At 69.1% G+C, this 25,508-nt stretch carries 22 protein-coding genes; 3 read left to right on the top strand and 19 right to left on the bottom strand.

From position 1 onward, the window contains the following. Positions 1-11: 11 nt before the first annotated feature. The 15 genes from E4M00_RS05065 to E4M00_RS04995 all read right to left on the bottom strand — a co-directional run bounded on the left by E4M00_RS05065 (position 12) and on the right by E4M00_RS04995 (position 17,213). On the bottom strand, positions 12-695 hold the full coding sequence (locus E4M00_RS05065) for a YggS family pyridoxal phosphate-dependent enzyme (protein WP_056163553.1): 684 nt from the start codon (positions 693-695) through the stop codon (positions 12-14). A gap of 22 nt (positions 696-717) precedes the next feature. Then, on the bottom strand, positions 718-1,914 hold the full coding sequence (ftsZ, locus tag E4M00_RS05060) for a cell division protein FtsZ (protein ID WP_055818037.1): 1,197 nt from the start codon (positions 1,912-1,914) through the stop codon (positions 718-720). A 226-nt stretch (positions 1,915-2,140) separates the two neighbouring features. Then, positions 2,141-3,241, bottom strand: coding sequence for a cell division protein FtsQ/DivIB (locus E4M00_RS05055; RefSeq protein WP_135119404.1), 1,101 nt, complete (start codon positions 3,239-3,241; stop codon positions 2,141-2,143). Between the two features lie 13 nt (positions 3,242-3,254). After that, on the bottom strand, positions 3,255-4,655 hold the full coding sequence (murC, locus tag E4M00_RS05050) for a UDP-N-acetylmuramate--L-alanine ligase (protein WP_135119403.1): 1,401 nt from the start codon (positions 4,653-4,655) through the stop codon (positions 3,255-3,257). 46 nt (positions 4,656-4,701) lie between these two features. After that, entirely contained in the window at positions 4,702-5,802 is a 1,101-nt protein-coding gene (gene murG, locus E4M00_RS05045; protein ID WP_135119402.1) for an undecaprenyldiphospho-muramoylpentapeptide beta-N-acetylglucosaminyltransferase, read from the bottom strand. Further along, positions 5,799-7,022: a putative lipid II flippase FtsW gene (gene ftsW / locus E4M00_RS05040; protein WP_135119401.1), complete on the bottom strand. Its 1,224-nt coding sequence runs from the start codon at positions 7,020-7,022 to the stop codon at positions 5,799-5,801. Before ftsW ends, murG begins: the two co-directional genes overlap by 4 nt. After that, a complete protein-coding gene (murD, locus tag E4M00_RS05035; RefSeq protein WP_135119400.1) occupies positions 6,988-8,529 on the bottom strand; it encodes a UDP-N-acetylmuramoyl-L-alanine--D-glutamate ligase in 1,542 nt (513 codons plus the stop codon). The genes ftsW and murD overlap by 35 nt, the downstream gene beginning before the upstream one ends. After that, positions 8,514-9,611: a phospho-N-acetylmuramoyl-pentapeptide-transferase gene (mraY, locus tag E4M00_RS05030; RefSeq protein WP_135119399.1), complete on the bottom strand. Its 1,098-nt coding sequence runs from the start codon at positions 9,609-9,611 to the stop codon at positions 8,514-8,516. The genes murD and mraY overlap by 16 nt, the downstream gene beginning before the upstream one ends. Next, positions 9,608-11,023, bottom strand: coding sequence for a UDP-N-acetylmuramoyl-tripeptide--D-alanyl-D-alanine ligase (locus E4M00_RS05025; RefSeq protein ID WP_135119398.1), 1,416 nt, complete (start codon positions 11,021-11,023; stop codon positions 9,608-9,610). Before E4M00_RS05025 ends, mraY begins: the two co-directional genes overlap by 4 nt. After that, on the bottom strand, positions 11,020-12,579 hold the full coding sequence (locus tag E4M00_RS05020; protein ID WP_193555545.1) for a Mur ligase family protein: 1,560 nt from the start codon (positions 12,577-12,579) through the stop codon (positions 11,020-11,022). Before E4M00_RS05020 ends, E4M00_RS05025 begins: the two co-directional genes overlap by 4 nt. Positions 12,580-12,595: 16 nt before the next feature. Beyond that, complete coding sequence (locus tag E4M00_RS05015; RefSeq protein WP_135119397.1) at positions 12,596-14,329, bottom strand: peptidoglycan D,D-transpeptidase FtsI family protein; 1,734 nt, start codon at positions 14,327-14,329, stop codon at positions 12,596-12,598. A gap of 73 nt (positions 14,330-14,402) precedes the next feature. Continuing rightward, positions 14,403-15,092, bottom strand: coding sequence for a cell division protein FtsL (gene ftsL / locus E4M00_RS05010; protein ID WP_135119396.1), 690 nt, complete (start codon positions 15,090-15,092; stop codon positions 14,403-14,405). After that, the gene (gene rsmH, locus E4M00_RS05005; protein WP_135119395.1) at positions 15,089-16,042 is read right to left on the bottom strand and encodes a 16S rRNA (cytosine(1402)-N(4))-methyltransferase RsmH; all 954 of its coding nucleotides are present in this window, start codon (positions 16,040-16,042) and stop codon (positions 15,089-15,091) included. The genes ftsL and rsmH overlap by 4 nt, the downstream gene beginning before the upstream one ends. Positions 16,043-16,137: 95 nt before the next feature. Beyond that, positions 16,138-16,569, bottom strand: a complete 432-nt coding sequence (mraZ, locus tag E4M00_RS05000; protein ID WP_055822685.1) for a division/cell wall cluster transcriptional repressor MraZ — start codon at positions 16,567-16,569, stop codon at positions 16,138-16,140. Positions 16,570-16,829: 260 nt separating this feature from the next. Further along, positions 16,830-17,213, bottom strand: a complete 384-nt coding sequence (locus tag E4M00_RS04995; RefSeq protein WP_135119394.1) for an SCO2097 family morphological protein — start codon at positions 17,211-17,213, stop codon at positions 16,830-16,832. A gap of 76 nt (positions 17,214-17,289) precedes the next feature. Here E4M00_RS04995 and E4M00_RS04990 point away from each other — a divergent pair, with 76 nt between their 5' ends. After that, positions 17,290-18,411 (top strand): polyprenyl synthetase family protein, encoded by a 1,122-nt coding sequence (locus E4M00_RS04990; protein ID WP_135119393.1) that lies wholly within the window; start codon positions 17,290-17,292, stop codon positions 18,409-18,411. A 24-nt stretch (positions 18,412-18,435) separates the two neighbouring features. On the opposite strand, the gene E4M00_RS04985 is transcribed toward E4M00_RS04990, so the two are convergent. After that, positions 18,436-18,777 (bottom strand): DNA-binding protein, encoded by a 342-nt coding sequence (locus E4M00_RS04985; protein WP_135119392.1) that lies wholly within the window; start codon positions 18,775-18,777, stop codon positions 18,436-18,438. A gap of 175 nt (positions 18,778-18,952) precedes the next feature. Here E4M00_RS04985 and E4M00_RS04980 point away from each other — a divergent pair, with 175 nt between their 5' ends. Further along, positions 18,953-20,137, top strand: a complete 1,185-nt coding sequence (locus tag E4M00_RS04980; RefSeq protein WP_135119391.1) for a muramidase family protein — start codon at positions 18,953-18,955, stop codon at positions 20,135-20,137. A gap of 111 nt (positions 20,138-20,248) precedes the next feature. Beyond that, the gene (gene pknB, locus E4M00_RS04975; protein ID WP_193555558.1) at positions 20,249-22,135 is read left to right on the top strand and encodes a Stk1 family PASTA domain-containing Ser/Thr kinase; all 1,887 of its coding nucleotides are present in this window, start codon (positions 20,249-20,251) and stop codon (positions 22,133-22,135) included. Between the two features lie 150 nt (positions 22,136-22,285). On the opposite strand, the gene E4M00_RS04970 is transcribed toward pknB, so the two are convergent. The 3 genes from E4M00_RS04970 to E4M00_RS04960 all read right to left on the bottom strand — a co-directional run bounded on the left by E4M00_RS04970 (position 22,286) and on the right by E4M00_RS04960 (position 25,417). Beyond that, entirely contained in the window at positions 22,286-23,656 is a 1,371-nt protein-coding gene (locus E4M00_RS04970; protein ID WP_135119389.1) for a class II 3-deoxy-7-phosphoheptulonate synthase, read from the bottom strand. Positions 23,657-23,715: 59 nt separating this feature from the next. Next, positions 23,716-24,405 (bottom strand): lysophospholipid acyltransferase family protein, encoded by a 690-nt coding sequence (locus tag E4M00_RS04965; protein WP_135119388.1) that lies wholly within the window; start codon positions 24,403-24,405, stop codon positions 23,716-23,718. 67 nt (positions 24,406-24,472) lie between these two features. Next, the gene (locus E4M00_RS04960) at positions 24,473-25,417 is read right to left on the bottom strand and encodes an ROK family glucokinase (RefSeq protein WP_135119387.1); all 945 of its coding nucleotides are present in this window, start codon (positions 25,415-25,417) and stop codon (positions 24,473-24,475) included. Positions 25,418-25,508: the final 91 nt, after the last annotated feature.

The following is a 25,508-nucleotide window of genomic DNA, read 5'->3' as shown; positions in this document are numbered from 1 at the left end:
TCACTACAGGTTCAGATTAACCGGGGGTCAGGACGATTCCCGGTAATGATGGTGCCGATTCGAAGGTGTGTCGCCCCTTCGAGGATGGCGGCTCGGAAGTCCTGGGACATGCCCATGGACAGCGAGGTGGCGTGCGGCGCCTGCCGCTGGATGCGCTCGGACAGTGCACGCACGTGGGCGAACGCCCGGCGCGGGTCCTCATCGAGCGGGGCGACCGCCATGAGGCCGAGGAGTCGCAGCCCGGGGGCGGCGAGAACCTCGTCGACGAGCCCAGGGAGCCGGGCCGGCGTCGCCCCGCCGCGGGACTCGTCCGCGGTGAGGTTCACCTGCACGAAGCAGTCGATGCTCGACTCCTCCGACGCCAGGGCGTCGACGAGCGACGACCTGTCGACGGAGTGGATGACGTCGGCGTAGGCCCGCACCTGCCTGGCCTTCTTGCCCTGCACCTGGCCCACGAAGTGCCAGCGGATGGGCAGGCCCGACAGCTCGGCGGCCTTGTCCCTGGCCTCCTGGTGACGGTTCTCGGCAATGTCGTGCACGCCGAGCTCCACCAGGTCGCGGATGAGGGCGGCCGGGTGGAACTTCGTGACGGCGATCGTGGTGATGTCGTCGACGGATCGCCCCGCCTCCGCTGCGGCGTCGGAGACGGCGAGCCGCAGGGAGCCGAGGCGTTCGGCGAGCGTCGCATCCGTCATTGTGAGTCGCTTCGCCCGCGTCCTATTTCAGGAAGTCGGGGATGTCGATGTCCTCGCTGTCGTCGGCGAACGCAGGGTCGGCGACGACCTGCTCGACGACACCGGAGTCGGCGGTCCAGACCGGCGACTCCACGAGTTCCTCGATGTCGAACTCGCCGTCGAGGGAGTCGGCGGCCGTCGGGCTCACCGCGATGCCGACGGCGGCCGCGGCGGCGCCGAGGCTGGCCTTGGTCTGGCCGGCCTTGCGGGCGGCCTCGTCGATCGGCTGCGGTTCTCCGCCGTCGAAGCCGGCTGCGATGACGGTGACCCGCACCTCGTCGCCCAGGGTGTCGTCGATGACGGCACCGAAGATGATGTTGGCTTCGGGGTGGACGGCCTCCTGCACCAGGCGAGCGGCGTCGTTGATCTCGAAGATTCCGAGGTTCGATCCGCCCTGGATGGAGAGGAGGACTCCGTGTGCGCCGTCGATGGACGCCTCGAGCAGCGGGCTAGCCACCGCGAGCTCTGCCGCCTTGATGGCACGGTCGGCGCCCCGCGAGGAGCCGATGCCCATGAGGGCGGAGCCTGCACCCTGCATGACGGACTTCACGTCGGCGAAGTCGAGGTTGATGAGACCCGGTGTGGTGATCAGGTCGGTGATGCCCTGCACACCGGCGAGGAGCACCTGGTCGGCCGTCGAGAACGCCTCGAGCATGCTGATGCCGCGGTCGCTGATCTCGAGCAGGCGGTCGTTCGGAACGACGATGAGGGTGTCGACCTCGTTCTTGAGGCTCGCGACGCCCTGCTCGGCCTGGGTCTGACGACGGCGTCCCTCGAAGCCGAACGGCTTCGTGACGACACCGATGGTGAGCGCTCCGATGGACTTGGCGATGCGGGCGACGACGGGGGCACCGCCGGTTCCGGTTCCACCGCCCTCTCCAGCCGTGACGAAGACCATGTCGGCCCCGGCGAGGGCCTCCTCGATCTCCTCGGCGTGATCCTCGGCGGCGCGACGGCCGACCTCGGGATCCGCTCCGGCACCGAGGCCGCGGGTGAGGTCGCGACCCACGTCGAGCTTGACGTCGGCGTCGCTCATCAACAGTGCCTGGGCATCCGTGTTGATGGCGATGAACTCGACTCCGCGCAAGCCGAGTTCGATCATTCGATTGACGGCGTTGACACCTCCGCCGCCGATTCCGACGACCTTGATGACGGCGAGGTAGTTCTGGTTTGTTGACACGTCCGGCCTCCGGTTGAAACCCTAAACCTCAAGTGGAACCTTAAAGTTATGCTGGGTATGCATTTCTTGATTTGACGTTAGGTCGACAGGGGCGAAGCGGGTCAGACAAGCGCGGGCGTGTCGGAACACCGTGTCGAAAGTCGCCCCGTCGTCATCGATTCCCTCGGAACCGGACCGATGCCGGACGAAGCCGGACGGATGCCGATCAGACGCCGGCCGCGAACCGTCAGCTGTAGACGGGACTCGACGGCGACGAGACGTCGTAGTTCGCCGCACCGGGAGCGACGGCCAGGAGCCGCGCGAGCACTGTCGCCTTTATGACCGAGTCGTCGGCGCTCCCCCAGACGACGGACGGGCCGCCCGCGAGCTGCAGGGTGACGTCGTCACGGGTGCCGGCCGTGACGGAGTCCAGGCTCGCGCGGAGCTCGGCCGGGAGCGCCCGGACCACCTCTCCGGCCGCGGCCAGAGCCGTCGGAGTCGGGGTGTCGAGAAGCGGGTAGCCGGCCGGTCGCTCGGGAGACGACGAGATGACGACGCCGGCGGAGTCGACGAGGTCGAATCCGGCATCGGTCGCCCGCGCACCGATGGGGTCGCGCTCGACGATGCGGATGACGAGGGTGTCGGGCGGATGGCTCTCGGTCGAGTAGCTCTGGATGAGGGTCATGCCCGAGAGCTTCTCGCGCACCGCGGCGAGGTCGATGAGGGGCAGCGGCGTGCCGAGCTGGTCGCTCAGTGCCGTGACGATCTGCGTGGGCGCAACGCGCTCGGCACCCTCGACCGTGACGACGCGCAGCGCCATCATCGGCGAGAAGGCCGTGCCGGCGACGACGAGCACCATGGCGAGCAGCGCTCCCCCGCTGATGAGCCAGGTGCGACGACGACGACGGGAGGCTGCCGTGAAGCGGCGCACCTCCGCGCGCTCGTAGCGCTTGCGGTCGCGCTTGGCCGCGCGGATGCCCGCGGCCGTCGCCCAGGCGGAGCGCGCGGGCTCGTCCGGTGCGTTCGCCGCGGAGGTGTCGGTCGAGCCTGACGGCGCGTCGGACGAACCGCCGACGGATGCCGCCGTCGATGCCCCCTTCGCCGACCGCGATCCGCGCTTCTTCCTGGCTGCGCGGCGCTCGGCCTCGGCGGCTTCGGCGGCTGCGGCCGCCTCGGCGGCCTCCCGGTCGAAGAGGATCACCGGCATGACGACCTCGACGGGTGCCGGGAGTGCGGCATCCGTCGTCGTCGTCGTCCTCGAGGTCGTCGGCGGCTGGGGCGTATCGGCACGGGGCTGCGTCGGCCGCTTGCTGGCAGGCGGCGGCTCGAAGCCCTGCGGCCGCTTCATCGGGCGGACCGCCTCATTCGCGCTCGGCCTCCAGCGAACCGAGCAGCTGCGGAACGATGCGGTAGACGTCGCCGCATCCGAGCGTGATCACGAAGTCGCCGTCGCGGGCGATCGAGGCCGTGTGGTCTGCCGCGGCCTGCCAGTCGGGCACGAAGGCGACGTGGGAGGCGTCGGTGAACCGCTCGCTGACGAGCGCACCGGTGACGCCGGGCTCCGGGTCCTCGCGGGCTCCGTAGACGTCGAGGACGACGGTCTCGTCCGCGTACTGCTCCAGAACGTCGGCGAACTCCTGGGCGAACAGGCGCGTGCGGCTGTACAGGTGAGGCTGGTGCACGGCGATGATGCGGCCATCGCCCACGACGGTGCGCGCAGCCGAGAGGGCGGCGGCCACCTCGGTCGGGTGGTGTGCGTAGTCGTCGTAGACGCTCACGCCGCGGACGGTCCCGTGCAGCTGGAAGCGGCGCTCGGTTCCCCCGAACTCGGAGATGGCGGCGAGGGATGCGGCAGGGTCGAGACCGACGCTCACGAGCACCGCGAAGGCGCCGGCGGCGTTGATGGCGTTGTGCACGCCGGGGATGCGCAGCTGGGCGCGGTACTCCTCGCCCTTCCACGACAGGGTGAAGGCGACGGGTCCGTCGGTGGCGACGTCGAAGACGCGCACGTCGGCATCTGCGGCCTGGCCGAAGGTGATGACGTTGCGGCCGGTCAGGGCGGCACTCACGCGCACCGCGCCCGGATCGTCGGAGGAGACGACCACGGTCTCGCTCGCGGCCGACGCGAAGTCGACGAAGGCCTGCTGGAACGCCTCGAGCGAGCCGTAGTGGTCGAGGTGGTCGGGGTCGACGTTGGTGATCAGGGCGACGGAGGTGTCGTAGAGGAGGAACGACCCGTCGGATTCGTCGGCCTCGACGACGAAGAGCTCGCCATCGCCCCGGGCCGAACTGAGGCCCAGGGTGTCGATGACGCCGCCGTTGACGAAGCTCGGGTCCTCTCCGAGGCCGAGCAGACCGGTGACGATCATGCCCGTCGAGGTCGTCTTGCCGTGCGCACCGGCGACGGCGATGAGACGCTGGCCCGAGACGAGCCACGCCAGGGCCTGCGAGCGGTGGAGCACGGGCAGGCCGCGCTCGAGCGCGAGCTGGTACTCGGGATTGTCCAGCCAGAGCGCGCCGGTGACGACGAGGGTGTCTGCGTCGCCGACGTTCGCCGCATCGTGGCCGATGTGCACTGTCGCGCCCAGATCGCGCAGCGCCTGCACGTTGGCGGAGTCGCGCACGTCGGAGCCGGTGACGGTGTGGCCGGCGCCGAGGAAGAGCCGTGCGATGCCGCTCATGCCCGAGCCGCCGATCCCGACGAAGTGCACGGTTCCGAGGTCGTCGGGGATCGTGATGCCGAGGTCGGGTTTGATCGTCACTGCGCGGTGCTCTTCTCGTGTCTGTGGAACGGGGTCGCCGTCAACGTTACGCGTCCGCGCCGGTTTTCCCCGGATCGCCCCGCAGCGCCTCGGCCACCAGGGCCGCGAAGCGCTGCGACCCGTCGAGGACGCCGACGGAGGCTGCGGCATCCGCCATCGCCTCCCGACCCGGCTCGTCTTCGAGGACGGGGAGGAGCTCGCTCGTGACCCAGGCCGGCAGGAATCGCGCGTCATCCACGAGGATCCCCCCGCCCGCCTCGACGACGCCGGCCGCGTTGAACCGCTGCTCGCCGTTGCCGACGGGGTAGGGAACGTAGACGGCGGGGATGCCGAGTGCCGACAGCTCGCTCACCGTCGCGGCTCCGGCGCGCGAGACGGCGAAGTCGGCGACCGCCAGGGCGAGGTCCATACGGTCGCAGTACGGCAGGATCGTGTAGCCGTCGATGCCGGGATCGGTGATCTCGGCGGCGTCGCCCGTGATGTGCAGCACCTGCCAGCCCGCCTCGATGACGGATGCGGCGGACTCGACGATCGTGCCGTTGATGCGACGCGCCCCCAGGGAACCGCCCGTGACGAGCAGCGTGGGACGGTCGGGGTCGAGACCGAAGTAGGCGACGGCGACGGGACGGGCCGCCTCGCGGTCGAGCTGCTCGATCTCGGGGCGCAGGGGCATTCCGACGAACCGGGCGTTCGGCAGCCGGGTTCCGGCGAACGCCACCCCGACCTGCTTCGTGTAGCGGGCTCCGAGGCGGTTGGCGAGGCCGGGCTTCGCGTTGGCCTCGTGGATGGCGATGCCGATGCCCACCCGGCGCGCGGCGAGATAGGCGGGAGTCGACACGTAGCCGCCGAAGCCCACGACGACATCGATGGAGCGCTCGCGGATGATCGCCTCGACGGCGGCGATGGTGGCGCGGAACCGTCGGGGGAAGGTGACGGCCTGGGTGTTCGGCCGTCGCGGGAACGGCACCTTCGGGATGGTCAGGAGCTCATAACCCCGCGCGGGCACCAGGCGTGCCTCGAGGCCCACGGCCGTGCCGAGCACGAGGATCTCGCTCGAGTCATCGCCGGCGCTGATGGTGTCGGCGACGGCGAGCAGGGGGTTCACGTGGCCGGCGGTGCCCCCGCCGGCGAGGAGATAGCGCTTCACGGCAGCCGCCGGGCCGGAGCGACGAGGGGCTTGTAGCCTGCACGCGCGAAGGACAGCACGATGCCGATGGCGAAGAGTGTGGTGAGCAGTGCCGTTCCTCCGGCCGAGATGAGCGGGAGCGGGACGCCGAGCACCGGGATCACTCCGAGCACGACGCCGATGTTGATGCAGGCCTGGCCGATGATCCAGACCATGACGGAGCCGGTGGTGACCCGGGAGAACAGGTCGGGTGCCTGACGCATGATGCGGAGGAAGGTGATCGCCAGCAGCACGAACAGCGCCAGGACGACGATGGCGCCGATGAGGCCGAGCTCCTCGCCGATGACGGCGAAGATGAAGTCGTTGTCGGCGGCGGGAAGCCACGACCACTTGGCCTTGGAGTTGCCGAGGCCGACGCCGAAGATCCCGCCGTTGGCCAGCGCGTAGTCGCCGTTGTTGGTCTGCCAGCAGTCGCCCTGCTCCTTGCCGGCGCAGGACTCGCTGAAGAACGCCGTGATGCGCTTCATGCGGTTCTCGCTCGAGATTGCGACGAAGAGCGCCACGATGACGGCGACGATCAGGGGGATCGCGATGTGGCGCAGCTTCACGCCCGCGAAGAACAGGGCGCCGAACAGGATCGAGCCCATCACGATCACGGTTCCGAGGTCGCCTCCCCGGAGGACCAGGGCGGTGGAGCCGCCGCCGACGAGGAAGACAGGGATGAGGGTCTGCTTCCAGTCGTCGAGCTTGTCGCGCTTCATCCAGAGGATGTTGCCGAGCCAGATCACGAGGGCGACCTTGATGATCTCCGACGGCTGGAACTGGAACGAGCCGACGGCGAGCCAGTTGGTGTTGCCGCCGACCTCGATGCCGAGCGGCGTCGCGACCACGATGATCTGGAGCACGCAGCCGATCAGGAGCGCCGGCCACGAGACCCGCCGCCAGAAGATGGCCGGCATCCGGCTCGCTATGAGCATGAGCGGGATGCCGAGGCTGGCGAACAGCAACTGCTTCCACGCTCCGCCGAACGGCGTCTCGTTGTCGAGGTAGGAGCCGACCGACGACGACGAGAGCACCATGACGATGCCGAAGACGACGAGGAAGAGCGTGGTGCCGAGGAGCAGGAAATACGTGGAGCCCTCGGCCTGGAAGACACGGCCGAGCGAGATGCGGGCAGAGGAGACCGCGGCCTCGACGGGGGCGAGCCTAGGCTTCGGGTCGGTCCGAGGCGGACTGGTCATCCGCCTCACCTCCCAAGAACTCTCGTACTGCCTGTGCGAACAGATGCCCGCGTTCCGCGTAGTCAGCGAACTGATCCATCGAGGCTGCGGCCGGTGCGAGGAGGACGGTGTCTCCGGCTCCGGCCACCTCGGCAGCCAATCGGACTGCGCGGGGCATCACCTCTCCAGTGTCATCGACCACGACCTCCACGACAGGCAGGGCGGGGGCGTGTCGTGCGAATGCGGCGACGAGCTCGCTGCGGTCGACCCCGATGACGACGGCGCCGCGCAGGCGCGAGACGTGGCTGCGCACGAGATCGTCGATGTCGACGCCCTTGAGCAGGCCGCCGGCGATCCAGACCACGGACGGGTAGGCGGTGAGCGATGCCGCTGCGGCATGCGGGTTCGTCGCCTTGGAATCGTCGACCCAGCGGATGCCGTCGGCCACCGCCACCGTCGCGATGCGATGCGCATCCAGCCTGAAGTCCGCGAGGGCGTCGTGGATGACGTCGGCCGGGACTCCGTAGGCCCGGGCGAGAGCACTGGCGGCGAGGATGTTGGCGACGACGTGAGGGGCATCGAGGCCGGCGGCCACGAGCTCGGGCACCGTCGTGAGCTCGATGGCACTGTTGCGCCTGTCCTCGAGGAAGGCCCTGTCGCAGAGGATGCCCTCGACGACGCCGAAGTCGCTGGGGCCGGGGATGCCGAGGTCGAAGCCGATCGCCCGCGCACCGTCAGACACCTCGGCGTCCTCGACCATGCGCTGGGTGGTCTCGTCCGCCTTATTGTACACGCAGGCGACCTTGGTGTTCGCGTAGACGGTGGACTTCGCGTCGCGGTAGGCGTCGAAGGACCCGTGCCAGTCGATGTGGTCGTCGGCGATGTTGAGGCAGACCGCGGAGTGCGGCACGAGAGCGCCGGGCCCGCTGCGACGCAGGTGGTGGAGCTGGTAGCTCGAGAGCTCGACGACCAGCACGTCCCAGCCCTGCGGGTCGCGGATGGCGTCGAGCACGGGGATGCCGATGTTGCCGCAGGGAGCGACGCGCTTGCCGGCAGCGTGGATCATCGTCGCCGTCAGCTGCACCGTGGTGGTCTTGCCGTTCGTGCCCGTGACCAGGATCCACTCGGCGGGCTCCCCCACCTTGTCGCGCAGGCGCCACGCCAGCTCGATGTCGCCCCAGACCGGGATGGCCTGCTCGGACGCCCAGAGCAGCACGGCGTGATCCGGGTGGAAGCCCGGCGAGGCGATGATGACGTCGGGCGCATGCTCGACGAGTTCGCTCGGGGGCGTCGAGAGGTCGGCGACGACCAGGCGTGCACCGATCACGTCGATCAGACCGGCCCGCTGCTCGTCGGCCGACGCTGCGACCACGAGCACGTCGGAGCCGAGCTCCGCCAGGGTGTCGGCCACGGCGAAGCCGGTGGCACCGAGGCCGAGCACTCCGACGCGCAGCCCGGTCCAGTCGGAGTGCCAGCTGGTCAGGGCGTCGAGGCGGCCTGCGGCATCCGTCGTCACTGCGAGAGCCATTCGAGGTAGAACGAGCCGACTCCGGCGGCGACGAGGAGTCCGGCGACGATCCAGAACCTCACGACGACCGTCACCTCTGCCCAGCCCTTGAGTTCGAAGTGATGGTGGATCGGACTCATGAGGAAGATGCGCTTGCCGTGGGTGACCTTGAAGTACGCACGCTGCACGATGACCGAACCGGCCTCGATGACGAACAGTCCGCCGATGACGATGACGAGGAGCTCGGTGCGGCTGAGCACGGCGAGGGCGGCCAGGGCGCCACCGAGGGCGAGGGAGCCCGTGTCGCCGAGGAAGATCTGCGCGGGCGAGGTGTTCCACCAGAGGAACCCGACGAGCGCGCCGGCGATGGCCGTCGCCACGATGGCGAGGTCGAACGGGTCGCGAACCTCGTAGCACTTGTAGACGTTGTCGGGATCGATGCCGGCAGCACTGCAGAGCTGCTGGGCCTGCCAGAACCCGATGATGACGTAGGAGCCGATCGCCACGATGGAGGCACCGGTTGCCAGTCCGTCGAGGCCGTCGGTCACATTGACGCCGTTCGACGTCGCGACGGTGATCACGCAGATCCACAGGATGAACAGGCCGATGCCGACGATCGTGCCGAGCTTCATGAAGTCGAGGAACTGGATGTCGCGGATGAGGGAGATGTTCGTCGATGCCGGCGTCAGGCCGGTCTTGCTCGGGAACTGCAGCGCGAGCACCGCGAACGTGCCCGCCACGATGACCTGGCCGAGCACCTTCGCCCAGCCGCCCAGGCCGAGGCTCTGCTGCTTGTGGGTCTTGAGGAAGTCGTCGATGAATCCGACGATGCCGAGACCGCCCATCATGAACAGCACGAGGAGGCCTGACGCCGTGGGTTTCACCCCGTCGCTGAGCAGGCCGCCGAAGTAGCCGAACAGCACACCGGCGATGACGACGAGGCCGCCCATGGTGGCTGTTCCGCGCTTGGAGTGGTGACTCTTCGGACCGTCGTCGCGGATGAACTGGCCCCACTCGAGCTTGTGGAACAGCTTGATGAAGAGCGGCGTGAGGAAGAGCGTGAAAGCGAGCGCCAGGACGCCGGAGGTCAGGAGAGCTTTCACGAGAACGATTCTCCCAGTCGATCGCCCAGGAAGCGCAGACCCGCCGAGTTCGACGATTTCACCAGGACGAGGTCACCGGGGCGGATGCTGCCCTCGAGCAGGTCGAAGGCCGCATCGGCCGTCTCGACATAGGCCGACTCCCCGTCCCACGAGCCCTCGTTGATCGTGCTGATGTGCATCCGGCGTGCCGCTGCGCCCACGACGACGATCTGCGAGACGTTCAGGCGCACGGCGAGCAGGCCGATGCGGTCGTGCTCCTCACCGGAGTACTCGCCGAGTTCGCTCATCTCACCCAGGACGGCGATGGTGCGCTGGCCGGGCTCGGCGATCTGCGCGAGGGTCTTGATGGCGGCCGACATCGAGTCGGGGCTGGCGTTGTAGGCGTCGTTGATGATGGTGACGCCGTCGCGGCCTCCCATGACCTCCATGCGCCAACGCTCGGCGATCGAGACGGACTCGAGCCCGTCGACGATGTCGTCGATGCCGACGCCCCACTCCTCGGCGACGGCTGCGGCAGCGAGGGCGTTCATCACGTGGTGCTCTCCGAGCACCCTGAAGTGCACGGAGCGCGATGCGCCCGAGGCGAGGTGCAGGGTGAAGGTGGTGCCGCGGGCACTGACGGACACCTCGTCGGCACGCACCGAGGCGGCAGGCCCGAGTCCGAACCACACGACGCGTGCCCGGGTGGCATCGGCCATCGCCGCGACGCGGGGATCATCGGCGTTCAGCACGGCGACGCCCGTCGCCGGAAGGTCGCTCACCATCTCGGTCTTCGCGCGCTGGGTGGCCTCGATGCCGCCGAAGCCGCCGGCGTGGGCCAGGCCCACCTTGAGCACGACGCCGACGTCGGGCATGGCCATGCGCACGAGGCGGGTGATCTCGCCGACGGCGCTGGCGCCCATCTCGGCGACGAGGAAGCGGGTCTCCTCGGAGACCTCGAGCATGGTGAGAGGGGCGCCCACCTCGTTGTTGAACGATGCCCGCGCGGCGATCGTGGCGCCCTGGCGCTCGAGGATGGCGCGGAGCAGGTTCTTGGTCGTCGTCTTGCCGTTGGAGCCGGTGATGCCGACGATCTTCAGCAGTCCGAGCGAGCGGATGCGGCGGATCACCTCGGTTGCGAGGGCGCCGAGGGCGTCGACGGTGTCGGCGACGACGATCTGGGCAACCGGCAGGTCGAGGGCGTGCTCGACGACGAGGAGCAGGGCGCCGTTCTCGACGGCGGCCGGGGCGAACAGGTGCCCGTCGGTCTCCTCGCCGCGCTTGGCGAAGAAGATGTCGCCTGTGCCGACCTCACGCGAATCGGTGTGAGAGGCGCCGGAGACCACGGTCTCGGGTCCGGATGCCGCAGCCGTCTCGAGGCGCAGGTCTCCCCAGATCGCCGCGGCGATCTCGGCGAGGGTCATGTCGATCACAGCCAGCCAGCTTCCTGAAGTGCGAGTCGCGCGTCATCACGCGCTGAGTACGGTTCCTTGACGCCGGCGACCTCGTGGTAGTCCTCGTGGCCGGGCCCGGCGTAGAGCACGGCATCGCCGTCACCGGCCAGCGCCAGCGCGGCGCGGAAGGCCGACCGCGGATCGGCGATCTCGAGGAACTCGCCGTCCGGAACGGCATCCCGGGCTCCGGCCAGCAGCGCCGCCCTGATGGCTGCGGGGTCCTCGAAGCGTGGGTGGAAGTCGGTGATGACCACGACATCGGCCCCGCGCGCCGCAATGGCGCCCATGTCGTGCCGTTTCGTGGTGTCGCGGTCGCCGTCGGCGCCGAACACCATGACCACCTTGCCCTCGGTGGTCTTGCGGATGGCCGCCAGGGTGTTCAGGAAGGCGTCGGGGCTGTGGCCGTAGTCGATGTAGACGACGGGACCGCGCTCCCCCGAGATGCGCTCGGCGCGACCCGGGATGTAGGCGAGGATGCCGCCGTCTCGCTCGAGGGCGTGGGCGATCGCGTCGAGGTCGTAGCCCGACTCGACGAGCATGGCGATGGCGAGGGCGGCGTTGGCTGCCATGTACCAGCCGAGGAGCGGAACGCTCGTGGTGAGGCTGCGCCCATCTGGGCCCTCGAGGCGGAACTCCGTGCTCTCGGCGGTCTCGCTGGTCACGGTGACGCGCCAGTCGGCCTCGATCGCGGGGTCGGAGGTGATGGTGGTGACGGGGATGCGCGAGGAGTCGGCGATGCGTCGACCCCAGTCACTGTCGACCGTGACCACGCCTCGGCGCGACCGATCGGGCTGGAACAGCTCGAGCTTGGCGGAGAAGTACTCCTCGAAGTCGGCGTAGTCGTCGAGGTGGTCGTGGCTGAGGTTCGTGAAGCCGGCGACGTCGAAGACGAGACCGTCGACGCGGTGCCGCGAGAGGGCCTGGGCCGAGACCTCGATGCCGACGGCCCGCACCTCGGCCTCCCGCATCCGTGCCAGCAGGGCGTGGAGTTCGGTCGCCTCGGGCGTCGTGAGGGAGCTGGTGACGGCGAGGTCGCCGATGCGCCGTTCGGCCGTGGACGTCAGGCCGGCCTCGATCCCGAGCTGGCTGAGCACGGCGAAGAGCAGGTACACGACGCTGGTCTTGCCGTTGGTGCCGGTGACGGCGAACAGCGTCGCCGGGTTGTCCTCGGTGCGGTGGATCCATCCGGCCACGGCGCCGAGGGCCGCACGGGCGTCGGGCGTGACGAGCACGGGGAGACCGGATGCCGCTGCCTCAGCTGCGCCCGCCTCGTCGGTGAGCACGGCGACGGCTCCGGCCTCGCGCGCGATCGCCGAGAACCTGGCGCCGTGGGCGTTGCGGCCGGGTACTCCCACGTAGAGGTCGCCCGGCTGGACCGTCGCCGAGCTCAGGCTGACGCCGGTGAGCTCGATGCCGTCGATGTCACCGCGGGCGTCGAGTTCGAACTCGTCGACGAGGCCCGACAGTGCACGGGGTACGGGGTGCAACGGCCGGAGCGCCGAGGGGGCCGATCCGGTCACGTGGCTCACTCTCATTTCATTGATGCTTGGGTCACCAGTTGGCTGGCAGTTGGGTGGCGGCTGTGTCGGTCGGGACGACGCGATACTTCTTGAGCACCTGGCTCATCACCTGCTTGAAGATCGGCGCCGCAGCTCCCGAGGTGTTCATGTTCACAGGATCAGCCAAGCTTACCGAAACCACGTACTGCGGATCGTCGGCAGGGGCGAAGCCGGACACCGACACGAGGTAGCCGTGCGAGTATCCGCCGTTGCCGTCGGGCATCTGCGCCGTACCGGTCTTCGAGGCTACGCGATAGCCGGGGATGTTCCAGACGTTGGCGAGCCAGCCCTGCTGGTAGACCATCTCGAGGATGTCGCTGGTCTGCTTCGCAGCCGTCGCCGACACGACCTGCTCGCCCTTGGTCGACGGCACGTCGGTCACGGTGCCGTCCTCCTGCGTGCAGCCCTCGACCAACTGCACCGGCAGCCTGACGCCCCCGTTGGCGATGGTCTGGTAGACGCTGGCGATCTGCACGGCGGTGGTGGTCAGGCCCTGCCCGAACATGGTGGCGTACTTGGTCTGCGGGTCCCAGCTGTCAGGCGTTCCGTTCAGGTTTCCGGGGTCCTGCGCGGGGAAGTCGGCCTCGGTCTCGGTGCCGAGCCCGAACTTCTTGTAGTAGTCGTAGCGCTGCTGATCGGTCAGCTTCTCGCCGATCTGCGACATGCCCGTGTTCGACGACTCGATGAGCACGCCGGTGAGGGTGAGGTTCTCGTCACCGTGATACTCGGAGTCGTTGATGTCGGCGCCGTTCGGGAAGTTGATCCTGTAGGGAGCGACGACCTGGGTGAGCGGGTCTGCGACGCCGGCGTCGATGGCGGATGCCGCCGTCAGCGCCTTGAAGGTGGAGCCGGGCTCGTACGAGGCCGTGAAGGCGCGCGAGCCGCGGTCCTCGGCATCCGTCGCATCGATGTTGTTCGGATCGACGGACGGGTAGTCGGCCACGGCGACCAGCTTGCCGGTCTTGACCTCCTGCACGACGGCCGTGCCCCATGCTGCTCCGACGGCCTGCGCCTGCTGGGCGAGGGCCTGCTGCACGTTCCACTGCAGGTCGGAGTCGATGGTGAGCTTGAGCGTTCCGCCGTTCTTGGCGGCGACCGAGTCGGTGGTGCTGCCGGGGATCTCGACGCCGTCGACGCCCGTCTGATAGCTGGTCGAGCCGTCCTTGCCGACCAGGCACTTGTCGGCCGCGGCCTCCTCGCCGGCCAGCGCTTCGCCATCGTCGCCGACGAAGCCGACGATGTTGCCGGCGACGGCGCCGTCGGGATAGGTGCGGCTGGGGTGGCCCTCGCCGTAGACCCACTGGATGTCGAGGGCGTCGACCGCCTGCCAGGTGGCGAGGTCGACCATCTTCTTCACGTAGGCGTAATCGCTGTCGGGGTCGTCCTTCAGGGAATCGGCGATGATCGCCTGCACGCTCTCGCCCGACATGCCCAGGGCACGACCGAGCTCGGCCGACGCCTGGGCGACCGAGACCGTGGCGTCCTTGCCGTCGACCTCGCGTTCGAAGGGCTTGGCGTTCTTCGGGGAGATGACGACGTCGTAGCGCATCACCGACTGGGCGAGCACCTTGCCGGACGCGTCGACGATGGATCCGCGGGCACCGAGGATGTCCTCCGTCGTCGACCGCGCCGCCAGCGACGCCGCGTTCAACTCGTCGGCCCGCACGATCTGGATGTCGACGAGGCGCACCACGAAGACCGACACCAGGGCGAGGAGGGCGACCATCGCGAAGAGGCTGCGCCTCCTACTGGATCGACCGAATTTCACGTCTCGTCCCCTCCCCCGGATGGTGCCGGGCTCAGTGTGTCACAGGGGTCGGGATGCCGGCAGGACCGACACCCGCCCCGGCCGCAGTCGCAGCTTCGGTCGTTCCGGCGGCGCCTGCGGTGGCCGCGGCATCCGTCGTCTTGTGGGTCTTCGTCGCCGGCTTCTCGGCCGGCTTCGCCGCGGGTTCGGCCGCTGCGGGAGGCGGGTCGGTCACCAGAGGCACCCCGGTCAGGAGGGAATTCGGAACGGCGTTGCCCGCTCCCCCGGTCGCCGAGTCGGCTGCCTGCGGCTGGCCGAGGACTGCGCCGTCGGAGAGACGGAGGTACGCCGGATGCGCGTTGGTCACCATGCCGAGGGCTGCTGCGTTCTCGGCGAGGTACTGCGGTGACTTGACCCTGTCGAGGTCCTCGCCGACAGCCTGGGCGTTCTGCTGGAGGTGCTTCAGCTCCGACTCGGCGTGCGAGGACTCGTAAGCGCCTTGCGAGAGCGCGACGCTCAGCAGCAGCTTCGCGATGAAGATGGCGGCGACCCCGCTGACGGCGACGATCGCGTAGAACAGCCGTGGACGGGCACGACGCTGATCGCGCGTGGGCGCGATGGTGATCGACGGACGCCAGCTCGGAGTCGCGGACGGTGCCTGGATCGGCTCCGGTGCCGCTGCCGACTGGGCGAGCGATCCCCACACGGGCATCTGGGGCGCTCGCGCGAGCGTCTCGTTCATGCTGCGCTCCTGACGCGTTCCGCCGCGCGCAGCCGCACGGACGTGGCTCGGGGGTTGATGGCCTTCTCCTCGTCGCTGGCCAGCTCGGCCCCGCGGATGAGGAGGGTGAACTCGGCCCTGTGCTCCGGAAGCTCGATCGGGAGCCCGGGAGGCGCCGTCGAGCTCGATGCGGCGGCGAGGGCGCGCTTGACGATGCGGTCCTCGAGCGACTGGTACGACTCCACGGCGATGCGACCGCCGACGCGCAGCGTCGACAGTGCGGCAGGGATGGCTCGTTCGAGCACGGCCAGTTCCTGGTTCACCTCAATGCGCAGCGCCTGGAAGACGCGCTTGGCGGGGTGCCCCTGGCGCTGCACCGCGACGGGGGTGACATCGGTGATGATCTTCACGAGCTCGGCCGAACGCACCAGGGGCGCCTCCTGTCGAGCGGCGACGATGGCCTTCGCGTAGCGGGCCGACAGCTTCTCCTCGCCGTACTCGTGGAAGATACGCCGCAGGTCGGCCTCGGAGTACGTGGCGAGCACGACCTCGGCCGTCAGCTCGCTGGTCGCGTCCATCCGCATGTCGAGGGGCGCGTCCTTGGAGTAGGAGAAGCCGCGCTCGACGCGGTCGAGCTGCAGCGACGAGACACCGAGGTCGAACAGGATGCCGTCGACCGCGGGAATGCCGAGGCCGTCCAAGGCGTCGACGAAGCCGTCGTAGACGGTGTGCACGAACTTCACGCGATCGCCGAACGGGGCGAGGCGCTCCCGGGCGATGCCGAGGGCGTCGAGGTCGCGGTCGAGGCCGACGAGCGTCAGGTCGGGGAAGCGCTGCAGGAACGCCTCGGCGTGACCGGCCATGCCGAGGGTGCCGTCGACGAGCACGGCGCCCGGGGCGCCGATCGCCGGGGCGAGCAGCTCGACGCAGCGCTCGAGCATGACGGGGGTATGGATGCGGTTGATCTCCATGAGAGCCGGGAGGGCTCCTGTCCCCTGATCCCCATCCGGAGTCTGACACCGGGGAAGTGTGTCAGCGTGGCCGGCTGGGAGTCGGGGAACAGGAACTAGAAGAGTCCCGGGATCACCTCCTCGGTGGTGTTCGCGAAGGTGGCTTCCTGCTCGGTCAGGTACGTCTCCCAGGCTTCGGTGTCCCAGATCTCGACGCGGCTGCCGGCGCCGATGACCGTGAGGTCGCGCTCGAGGCCGGCGTAGGCACGCAGGTTCGCGGGGATGGTCACGCGGTTCTGCTTGTCGGGGGTCTCGGCGCTGGCGCCCGAGAGGAAGACGCGGAGGTAGTCGCGAGCGGTCTTGCTCGTGACGGGTGCCTGCCGGATCTTGTCGTGCAGGTCCTCGAACTCACGGGCCGAGAAGACGTAGATGCAGTGCTCCTGGCCACGGGTCACGACGACGCCGGTGGAGAGCTCGTCACGGAACTTGGCGGGAAGGATGACGCGTCCCTTCTCGTCCAGCTTCGGTGCATAGGTCCCGAGGAACACGGTCTTCACCCCCACTCATCCGGCCACGGTTGCGGTGTTGCTCCACTTTACTCCACTACACACCACATCTGTTCTACATTCCCTCATTTTGCCCCGAATCGGGGTATTTCAGGCGCGGAAAACCGGGTGAGTACAGGGTGGAGGAAAATGGAGCACCAGAACGCCGTCAGGGGGCATCCGGGCATGAAAAAAGGGCCGATCCGTGAGGATCGGCCCTGAAGGGTGGAGAGGAGTGGGGAGGAGAGGCGCCCGGCAGGAGCCTAGTCCTGGCCCTTCTGGCGGTGGTCCCAACGATCGTTGAGTCTGTCCATGAATCCACGATCGGCGGATGCCGCCCTCTTGGGCTTGGACGCCGAGTCGGGAAGCTCCTCGGGAGCCGGGGCGCGCTTGCTCGGGGTGATCGCCACGAGGACGCCCACGAACATGAGGACGAAGCCCCCGATGCCCAGGATGAGGAGGTTGATCGCGACGCCGGCGATCAGCGCGGCGAGGCCGGCGACGGCCAGCAGCACACCGAGCACGATGGCTCTGTAGTTGGGCCGACCGCGGGGAGCCCCCACAGTCGCCACGAAATCGGCGTCGTTGTGATAGAGACTGCGCTCCATCTCATCGAGGAGTCTCTGCTCTTGCTCTGAAAGCGGCATCTCATTCCCTTCGCACTCGGGATCAGTCGAGATACGTTCAAAGTGTAGCCTCGCGAGTGAAAGCTAGGCTAGACGCGTGGCAGAAAGCACTCGGCTAGCCGATCTCGTACAGGCACGCATCGATGAGTTCGTATCGGATCGTTCCCTAATTCTCTCCTCCATCAGTGAGGAACTCACCCCGCTCGTCGAGATCTCTCGGCGCTTTCTCAGCGGTGGCAAGAGATTCCGCGCATTGTTCGCCTACTGGGGGTGGCAGTCGGTGTCGGGAGAGCCCGACGGATTCGATCCGTTCAGCACCGAGGACGACGTGCCCGACCTGTCGGCGGTGGTCTCCGTGGCCGCAGCGCTGGAGGTCTTCCACGCCGCCGCACTGGTGCACGACGACATCATCGACAACTCCGACACCCGCCGAGGTGCTCCTGCCGCCCACCGCAGCTTCGAGGCCCTGCACCGCGAGGGCGGCTGGGCCGGCGACGGCACCGAGTTCGGACGCGCCGCTGCGATTCTGCACGGCGACCTGCTGCTGGGGTGGAGCGATGAACTGCTCGACGAGGCCCTCGACCTCCTCCCCGACCGCGTCGCGGCCCGGCGCACCCGCCTGGAGTTCAATCGGATGCGCACCGAGGTCACGGGCGGCCAGTACCTCGACATCCTCGAGGAGCGGGCCTGGCCGACGCGCTCCGAGGAGGAGATGCGCTCTCGCGCCGAGACCGTCATCACCTACAAGTCGGCGAAGTACAGCGTGCTCGCGCCGCTCGTGATCGGCGCCGCCCTCGGCGGCGGGTCCGACGAGCAGCTCGCGGCGCTGCGCTCCTTCGGCCTTCCTCTCGGGATCGCCTACCAGCTGCGCGATGACCTGCTCGGGGTGTTCGGCGACGAGCAGGTCACGGGCAAGCCCAGCGGAGACGACCTGCGCGAGGGCAAGCGGACGATGCTCATCGCCATGGCCCGCGAGCGGATCGGCACCGGCCCGCGCCGCATCCTCGACGAACTGCTGGGAGACCCGACGCTCGACGCCGATCAGATCCGGCTGCTGCAATCCACCATCACGGCCAGCGGAGCGGTCGACGAGATGGAGGCTCTCATCGCCCGTCAGGTGGTGCGGGCGACGACGGTGATGACGGATGCGCCGCTCACACGCCGCTCACGTCGAGAGCTGGCGCTGCTCGCCGAGACCGTGACGCGTCGCGCGTCCTGACCCGCACGCTGAGGACGGAACTGATCAGGCGAGAGCCTGGGCGACCCGTCGAACCTCGGTCTTCCGACCCGAGCGCAGCGCCTCGACCGGTGCGGCATCGAGGGTGTCATCGCGCTCGAGCAGCCACGACACGGCCTCCTCGTCGCTGAAGCCGGCATCCGAGAGCACGAAGATCGTCCCCCGCAGCTCGTGCAGCGGCTCCGAGCCCTCGAGGAAGGCGGCGGGAACCTGCAGAACACCCTCCCGGCGCACGGCGAGGAGGTGGCGATCCTCGATGAGGCGTCGCACGCGGCTCTGCCCGATGCCGAGCACCTCCACGAGGTCGGGAATGGTCAGCCAGGGGCGATCGGAGATGTCGTCGGTCACGGTTCAAGAGTGCCATGTCGGGCGGCGTGCATCCAACAGTCTCGACTCCCACGACACCCGGGATCGACATCCGCTTCGACACATCAGTAACATTGGTACCTCCAGTCCCACTAGTTGACTCATGCTCACTTTCATGTCAGCCTTATCGACACCGTGACCCGACGGAGGATCATCCATGTCTCTCGCCCCAGTCGCGATCGCCAGTGCGATCGCCATGACCCTCGGCGGAACCGCCCCAGTGACAGCGACCCCGGCGAAACGCATGGTCCAGCCGTCGACGGATCGGGCGGCGCAGGCAGCACCGGCGGCGGTCGCGGTGCACACGGCCAAGAAGCCACCGGCGAAGTACACGGTGGTGGCCGGTGACACCGTGAGCGGGCTCGCCGAGAGGTTCGGCCTCAAGACCCGCACGATCCTCACGCTCAACGGACTCGACTGGTCGAGCCTGATCTTTCCCGGGCAGGTCCTCGTGCTGAAGGGTGCCGCCCAGGCCGCTCAGAAGCCGGCCGCACCAAAGGCCGCGGCCCCGGCCTCGGGCCCCACCCACACCGTCGTCGCCGGAGACACCGTCAGCGGCATCGCCGCAGCGGCTGGCCTCCGCACCCAGCAGGTGCTCGAGGCGAACGGCCTCGGCTGGTCGAGCATGATCTTCCCCGGCCAGAAGCTCCGCCTGTCGGGCTCTACGTCCACGGCGGCGGCGGCGGCACCGGCAGCGCCGGTGGCGCCTGCAATCGCCCCCGTGGCGCAGGCGGCACCGCTCAAGGTGCACACCGTCGTGGCCGGAGACACGATCAGCGACATCGCGGCATCCGTCGGCCAGAGCATCCAGGCGATCCTCGACGCCAACAACCTCGACTGGTCGAGCTTCATCGTTCCGGGCCAGAAGATCACGATCCCGTCGCTGCCCTCCCCCGAGGCCGCACGGTCGGCGGTCAAGGCCGGACGCATCGCCGAGCTCTCGGACTCGATGCGCACGAACGCCGCCACCATCGTCGCGGTCGGGCGCGAGCTCGGGGTGAGCGACCAGGGCATCGTCATCGCCCTCGCCGCCGCGGCACAGGAATCCGGGCTCGAGAACGTCGACTACGGAGACCGCGACTCGCTCGGACTGTTCCAGCAGCGGCCGAGCACGGGCTGGGGTACCAAGGCCCAGGTGCGCGACCCGCTGCGGGCCACGAAGGCCTTCTTCGGCGGATCGGCCAACCCGAACCCCGGACGCACGCGGGGGCTGCTCGACGTGGCGGGCTGGGAGAAGATGACCGTCGCCCAGGCGGCGCAGGCCGTGCAGATCTCCGCGTACCCCGACGCGTACGCCAAGTGGGAACCGTCGGCACGGGCCTGGCTCGCGATCCTCGGCTGAGCCGGTCCACGTCACGATCGACCACCAATGCCCCGCTTCACGGTGTTTTGACGGGGTGGATCGTCCGGCGTTTCATACAATCACGAGGTGACCGCCACGCCCACCGACCCGATGCTCGGCCGCCTCATCGACGGCCGCTATCAGGTGCGCTCGCGGATCGCCCGGGGCGGCATGGCGACCGTCTACCTCGCGACGGATCTGCGCCTCGAGCGCCGCGTCGCGATCAAGATCATGCACGGCCACCTCGCCGACGACAACACCTTCAAGAGCCGCTTCGTGCAGGAGGCCCGCTCGGCCGCACGTCTCGCGCACCCGAACGTCGTGAACGTCTTCGACCAGGGCCAGGACTCCGACATGGCGTACCTCGTCATGGAGTACCTGCCCGGCATCACCCTGCGTGACCTGCTCAAGGACTACGGACGCCTCACCCCCGAGCAGACCATCGACATCATGTCGGCCGTGCTGTCCGGCCTGGCCGCTGCCCACAAGGCCGGCATCGTGCACCGCGACATGAAGCCCGAGAACGTGCTGCTGGCGGACGACGGCCGCATCAAGCTCGGCGACTTCGGCCTGGCCCGCGCGGCCAGCGCCAACACGGCGACGGGCCAGGCGCTGCTCGGAACCATCGCCTACCTCTCCCCCGAGCTCGTCACGCGCGGGGTGGCGGATGCCCGCAGCGACATCTACGCGCTCGGCATCATGATGTACGAGATGCTCACCGGAGAGCAGCCGTTCGTCGGCGAGGCTCCGATGCAGATCGCCTACCAGCACGCCAACGAGCAGGTGCCGCGTCCCAGCTCACGCGTGCCGACGACGCCTCGCGGTCTCGACGACCTCGTGGTGTGGGCGACGGCCCGCGACCCCGAGAATCGTCCGCGCGACGCCCGCGTCATGCTCGAGCGCCTGCGCGACGTCGAGAAGCTCGTGCGCGATCCCGCTGCGGCCTCTGCCGAGGGAGTCGCGCCCACGATGGTGCTGCCGAGTACCCCGCTCGCGGCATCCGCCGACGACGAGACCCAGATCATCACGCCGGCGGCCGCACCGGGCAGACACCGAACGGGCCCTGTCGCGGCCGATGCCAGCACGGAGCTCGCGACGGCTACGCGCACCCGCGCCCGCAGGGGCTACTGGCTGTTCGCCCTCGTGCTGATCCTCGCCGGGCTGGCGGGGGCCACGGGCTGGTACTTCGGAGCCGGCCCCGGATCCCTCGCGACGGTTCCCGACGTCGCCGGTCAGTCCCAGGACGCCGCGCAGGCCGCTCTCGTCGCCGAGGGCTTCACCGTGAAGCCCGGCACCCGCTACGACCTCGCCGTCGCCAAGGACCTCGCGTCCGGCACGGACCCGAAGTCCGGCAGCCAGGTGACGAAGGGCGCCGCCGTCATCCTCTACGTTTCGCTGGGCGCAGAGATGCTCGAGGTACCGGCCGTCGCCGGGATGCCGGAGGCCGACGCGCGCACGGCCCTCGCCCGATTCACCGTCGGAAAGTCCATCCAGCAGTTCAGCGGCGAGGTCGACAAGGGTCTCGTGATCGCGGCCCTCGACGGCGACGGCGCCGAACTGCCCGCGACCTATCCCGACACCGGAGCCGTGACTCTGGTCGTCTCGGTCGGAGGCCTACCGCCCCTCGTCGGCATGGGGCGCGAGGAGGCCAAGCAGGCCCTCCTCGATGTCGACCTGGTGCCCAAGGAGGGCGACCTCGTCTACAGCGACACCGTGCCCGAGGGCGATGTCGTCTCCATCTCGTCCGACACCGACCCCATCCGCGTCGGCGACACCATCACACTCACGATGTCCAAGGGCGTCGAGCTGTTCGAGGTGCCCGACGTGTCCGGCCTGACGATCAACGAGGCCGCCCAGGTCATCGAGGACGCGGGCTTCACCTTCGAGACCGATGTTCCGGAGTTGTTCCGCGACGCCCTGTCGGTGAACTCGCAGAGCCCCGGGGCCGGCGAGCAGGTGCCGGCGGGCACCACCATCAGCGCGAACTTCTCGGGCTGAGGGTTCCGCGAGTCGACTGTGTCCCGCGCGCTGACGGCCGCGACGCATTCGGCGCCGAAGCGCATGTGAGGAAGCGCGCTCGTTGTGCCCTTCGGCGCGCTCGCTGCGCTCCCGTGCCTCTGCGGGCGGACACGGGAGCGAGCGGGCGGCTCAGCGGTGGGAGAGCTCCTCGGCCACGAGGAACGCGAGCTCGAGCGACTGCATGTGGTTGAGGCGCGGGTCGCAGAGCGACTCGTAGCGCGTCGCGAGGTCGGCCTCGTCGATGTGCTCCGATCCGCCCAGGCACTCGGTGACGTCGTCGCCCGTGAGCTCCACGTGGATGCCGCCCGGGTGCGTGCCGGCGGCCCGGTGCGCCTCGAAGAAGCCCTTGACCTCGTCGACGACGTCGTCGAAACGACGCGTCTTGTAGCCGAGCGGCGTGGTGAGGCCGTTGCCGTGCATCGGGTCGGTGACCCACAGCGGCTGCGCGTCGCTGGCCTTGATCGCCTCGAGCAGCGGTGGCAGGGCCTCGCGGATCCTGCCGGCACCCATGCGCGTGATGAAGGTGAGGCGACCGGGCTCGCGGTTCGGGTCGAGCTTGTCGACCAGGGCGAGCATGTCGTCGGGGGTCGTCGTGGGGCCGAGCTTGACACCGATCGGGTTGCGCACGCGCGAGAGGAAGTCGACGTGGGCGCCGTCGAGGTCACGGGTGCGCTCGCCGATCCAGATGAAGTGCGACGAGGTGTTGTACGGCGTGCCGGTGCGGGAGTCGATCCGCGTCATCGGGCGCTCGTAGTCCATCAGCAGGCCCTCGTGGCCGGTGTAGAACTCGGTGCGCTTCATCGCTTCGAAGTCGGCTCCGCAGGCCTCCATGAAGCGCACGGCCCGGTCGATCTCGCCGGCCATGCCCTCGTAGCGCTGGTTGGCCGGGTTCGCGGCGAAGCCCTTGTTCCAGCTGTGCACCTGACGGAGGTCGGCGAAGCCGCCCTGGGTGAAGGCACGGATGAGGTTCAGCGTCGACGCGGCCGTGTGGTAGCCCTGCACGAGGCGGGCGGGGTCGGCGGCGCGCGACTCCGGCGTGAAGTCGTAGCCGTTCACGATGTCGCCGCGGTAGGCGGGCAGCGTGACGCCGTTGCGCGTCTCGCTGTCACTCGAACGCGGCTTGGCGAACTGGCCGGCCATGCGGCCCATCTTCACGACGGGCATCGAGGCGCCGTAGGTGAGCACGACGGCCATCTGCAGCACGGTCTTCACCCTGTTGCGGATCTGGTCGGCCGTGGCGCCGGCGAAGGTCTCGGCACAGTCGCCTCCCTGCAGCAGGAACGCCTCTCCGCGTGCTGCAGCCGCGAGGCGATCGCGCAGGATGTCGACCTCGCCCGCGAACACGAGCGGCGGCAGGGCCGCGATCTGGGTCGATGCCGCAGCCGCGGCATCCGCGTCGGGCCACGATGGCTGCTGCTTGATGGGCAGCTCACGCCAATAGTCGAGACCCTCGATGACCGACGTGGCTGCGAGCACAACAGGTTCGGTGGGGTCTGACACGCTGGTGAATTCCTTAATCGAGAAGGGCGGATCCGTGCCAGGGCACGGTTCGGGCAAGCCTAGCGCGAAAGGCCGGCTCGCTTCTCCTTCACGGAACTGGCGTAGACGTCGACGTATTCCTGACCGCTCAGGCGCCCGAGTTCGTACATGATCTCGTCGGTCACACTGCGCAACACGAAGCGGTCGCCCTCGAGCCCCTCGAACCGGGAGAAGTCGAGCGGCTCGCCGAAGATGACCCCGACGCGACGGATGCGGGGAACGCGGGTGCCGATGGGCATGACCTTCTCGGTGTCCACCATGACGACGGGAACGAGGGGAACCCCGGCCTCGAGCACCATGCGGGCGACTCCGGTGCGACCGCGGTAGAGACGGGCGTCAGGGCTGCGCGTGCCCTCGGGGTAGATGCCGAGGATGGTGCCCTCTCCGAGCACGGCGAGGCCGGTGTTCAGCGACGCCTCGGAGGCCTTGCCGCCCGACCGGTCGATCGGCAGCTGCCCGGCGGCGGTGAGGAAGGTGCGGGTGAACCAGCCCTTGAGGCCGGTGCCCGTGAAGTACTCGCTCTTGGCGAGGAACACCATGCGCCGCCTCATGATGAGCGGCAGGAAGATCGAGTCGATGAAGGAGAGGTGGTTGCCCGCCATGATCACGGCGCCGTTCTCGGGAACCTTCTCGAGCCCGACGACCCAGGGTCGGAAGATGCCGAGCACGAGTGGACCCACCACGATGTGCTTCATCACCCAATAGAACATGCGACTCCTCGAGCCATCAGCCTAGTGGCCGCCCTCCGCACGGGCGGAAGGCGGCAACGTCGGTACCTCAGACGCCGGTGGCGCTGATGCGGGCGAGATCGGCGGCGCCGACGACGCCGGCGTCGTTGACGAGCTCGGCGATCAGGAAATCGGGCTCCGGGTGGTACCCGCGTGCGGGCAGGTGGTCGACGTAGGCCGAGCGGATGGGGTCGAGCAGCACGTCGCCTGCTGCAGCCACCCCGCCGCCGAACACGAAGACCTGCGGGTCGAGGACCGCCGAGAGGCTGGCCGCGGCCTGCCCGAGCCAGTGGCCGAGGGTACGGAGGGCGGCGTGAGCGCCGGGGTCCCCCGCGGTGATGAGTTCGCTCAGCAGCTCGCCCGTCAGGCCGTTGTTGCGATCCCGCACGTCCGCCAGGGTCTGACCGATGCCGCCGGCCGTGGCCAGCTCGTTGGCGAAGCGCAGCAGGGCACGGCCGGAACCGTACTGCTCGATGCAGCCGCGAGCACCGCATCCGCAGGGCAGGCCGTCGGGAACGACGCGCATGTGGCCGATCTCGGCTCCGGCGCCGAAACCGCCGCGCAGCAGGCGGTCGCCGACGACGATGGCTCCGCCGACTCCGGTGCCGATCGTGAGGGTCACCATGTCGGAATAGAGGCGCCCGGCGCCGTAGCGGAACTCGGCCCAGCCCGCGGCGTTGGCGTCGTTCTCGATGAAGACGGGCAGGGCGACGCGCGCCTCGAGCTTCTCGCGCAGGGGTTCGTTGCGCCAGTTGATGTTCGGCGCGTAGTAGACGGTGGACTGGGCGGCGTCGATGAAGCCCGCGGCGGCGACACCCGCTGCCGCGACGGTCTCGCCGTCCGACAGCGCACGGATCATCTCGACGACGACGTCTTCGAGGGCGGCGGTATCGGTCGGGGTGGGCACCCGCTCGCTGCGCACGATGGTCCCGAACTCGTCGACGAGGGCTCCGGCGACCTTGGTGCCGCCGATGTCGATTCCGATTGCCTGCACGCTGGTGACCTTTCGGGCGGAAGGGGGGTGGATGACGCGGCGCTGCCAGCACGGAGGCCGCACAATGCACCACGTAGAGTGTATGCAACAA

Source organism: Orlajensenia leifsoniae, from assembly GCF_004570845.1.
Lineage (GTDB): Bacteria > Actinomycetota > Actinomycetes > Actinomycetales > Microbacteriaceae > Orlajensenia > Orlajensenia leifsoniae.
Note: the sequence above shows the minus strand (reverse complement) of the source record. Positions and strands in the feature narration are given on the sequence as shown.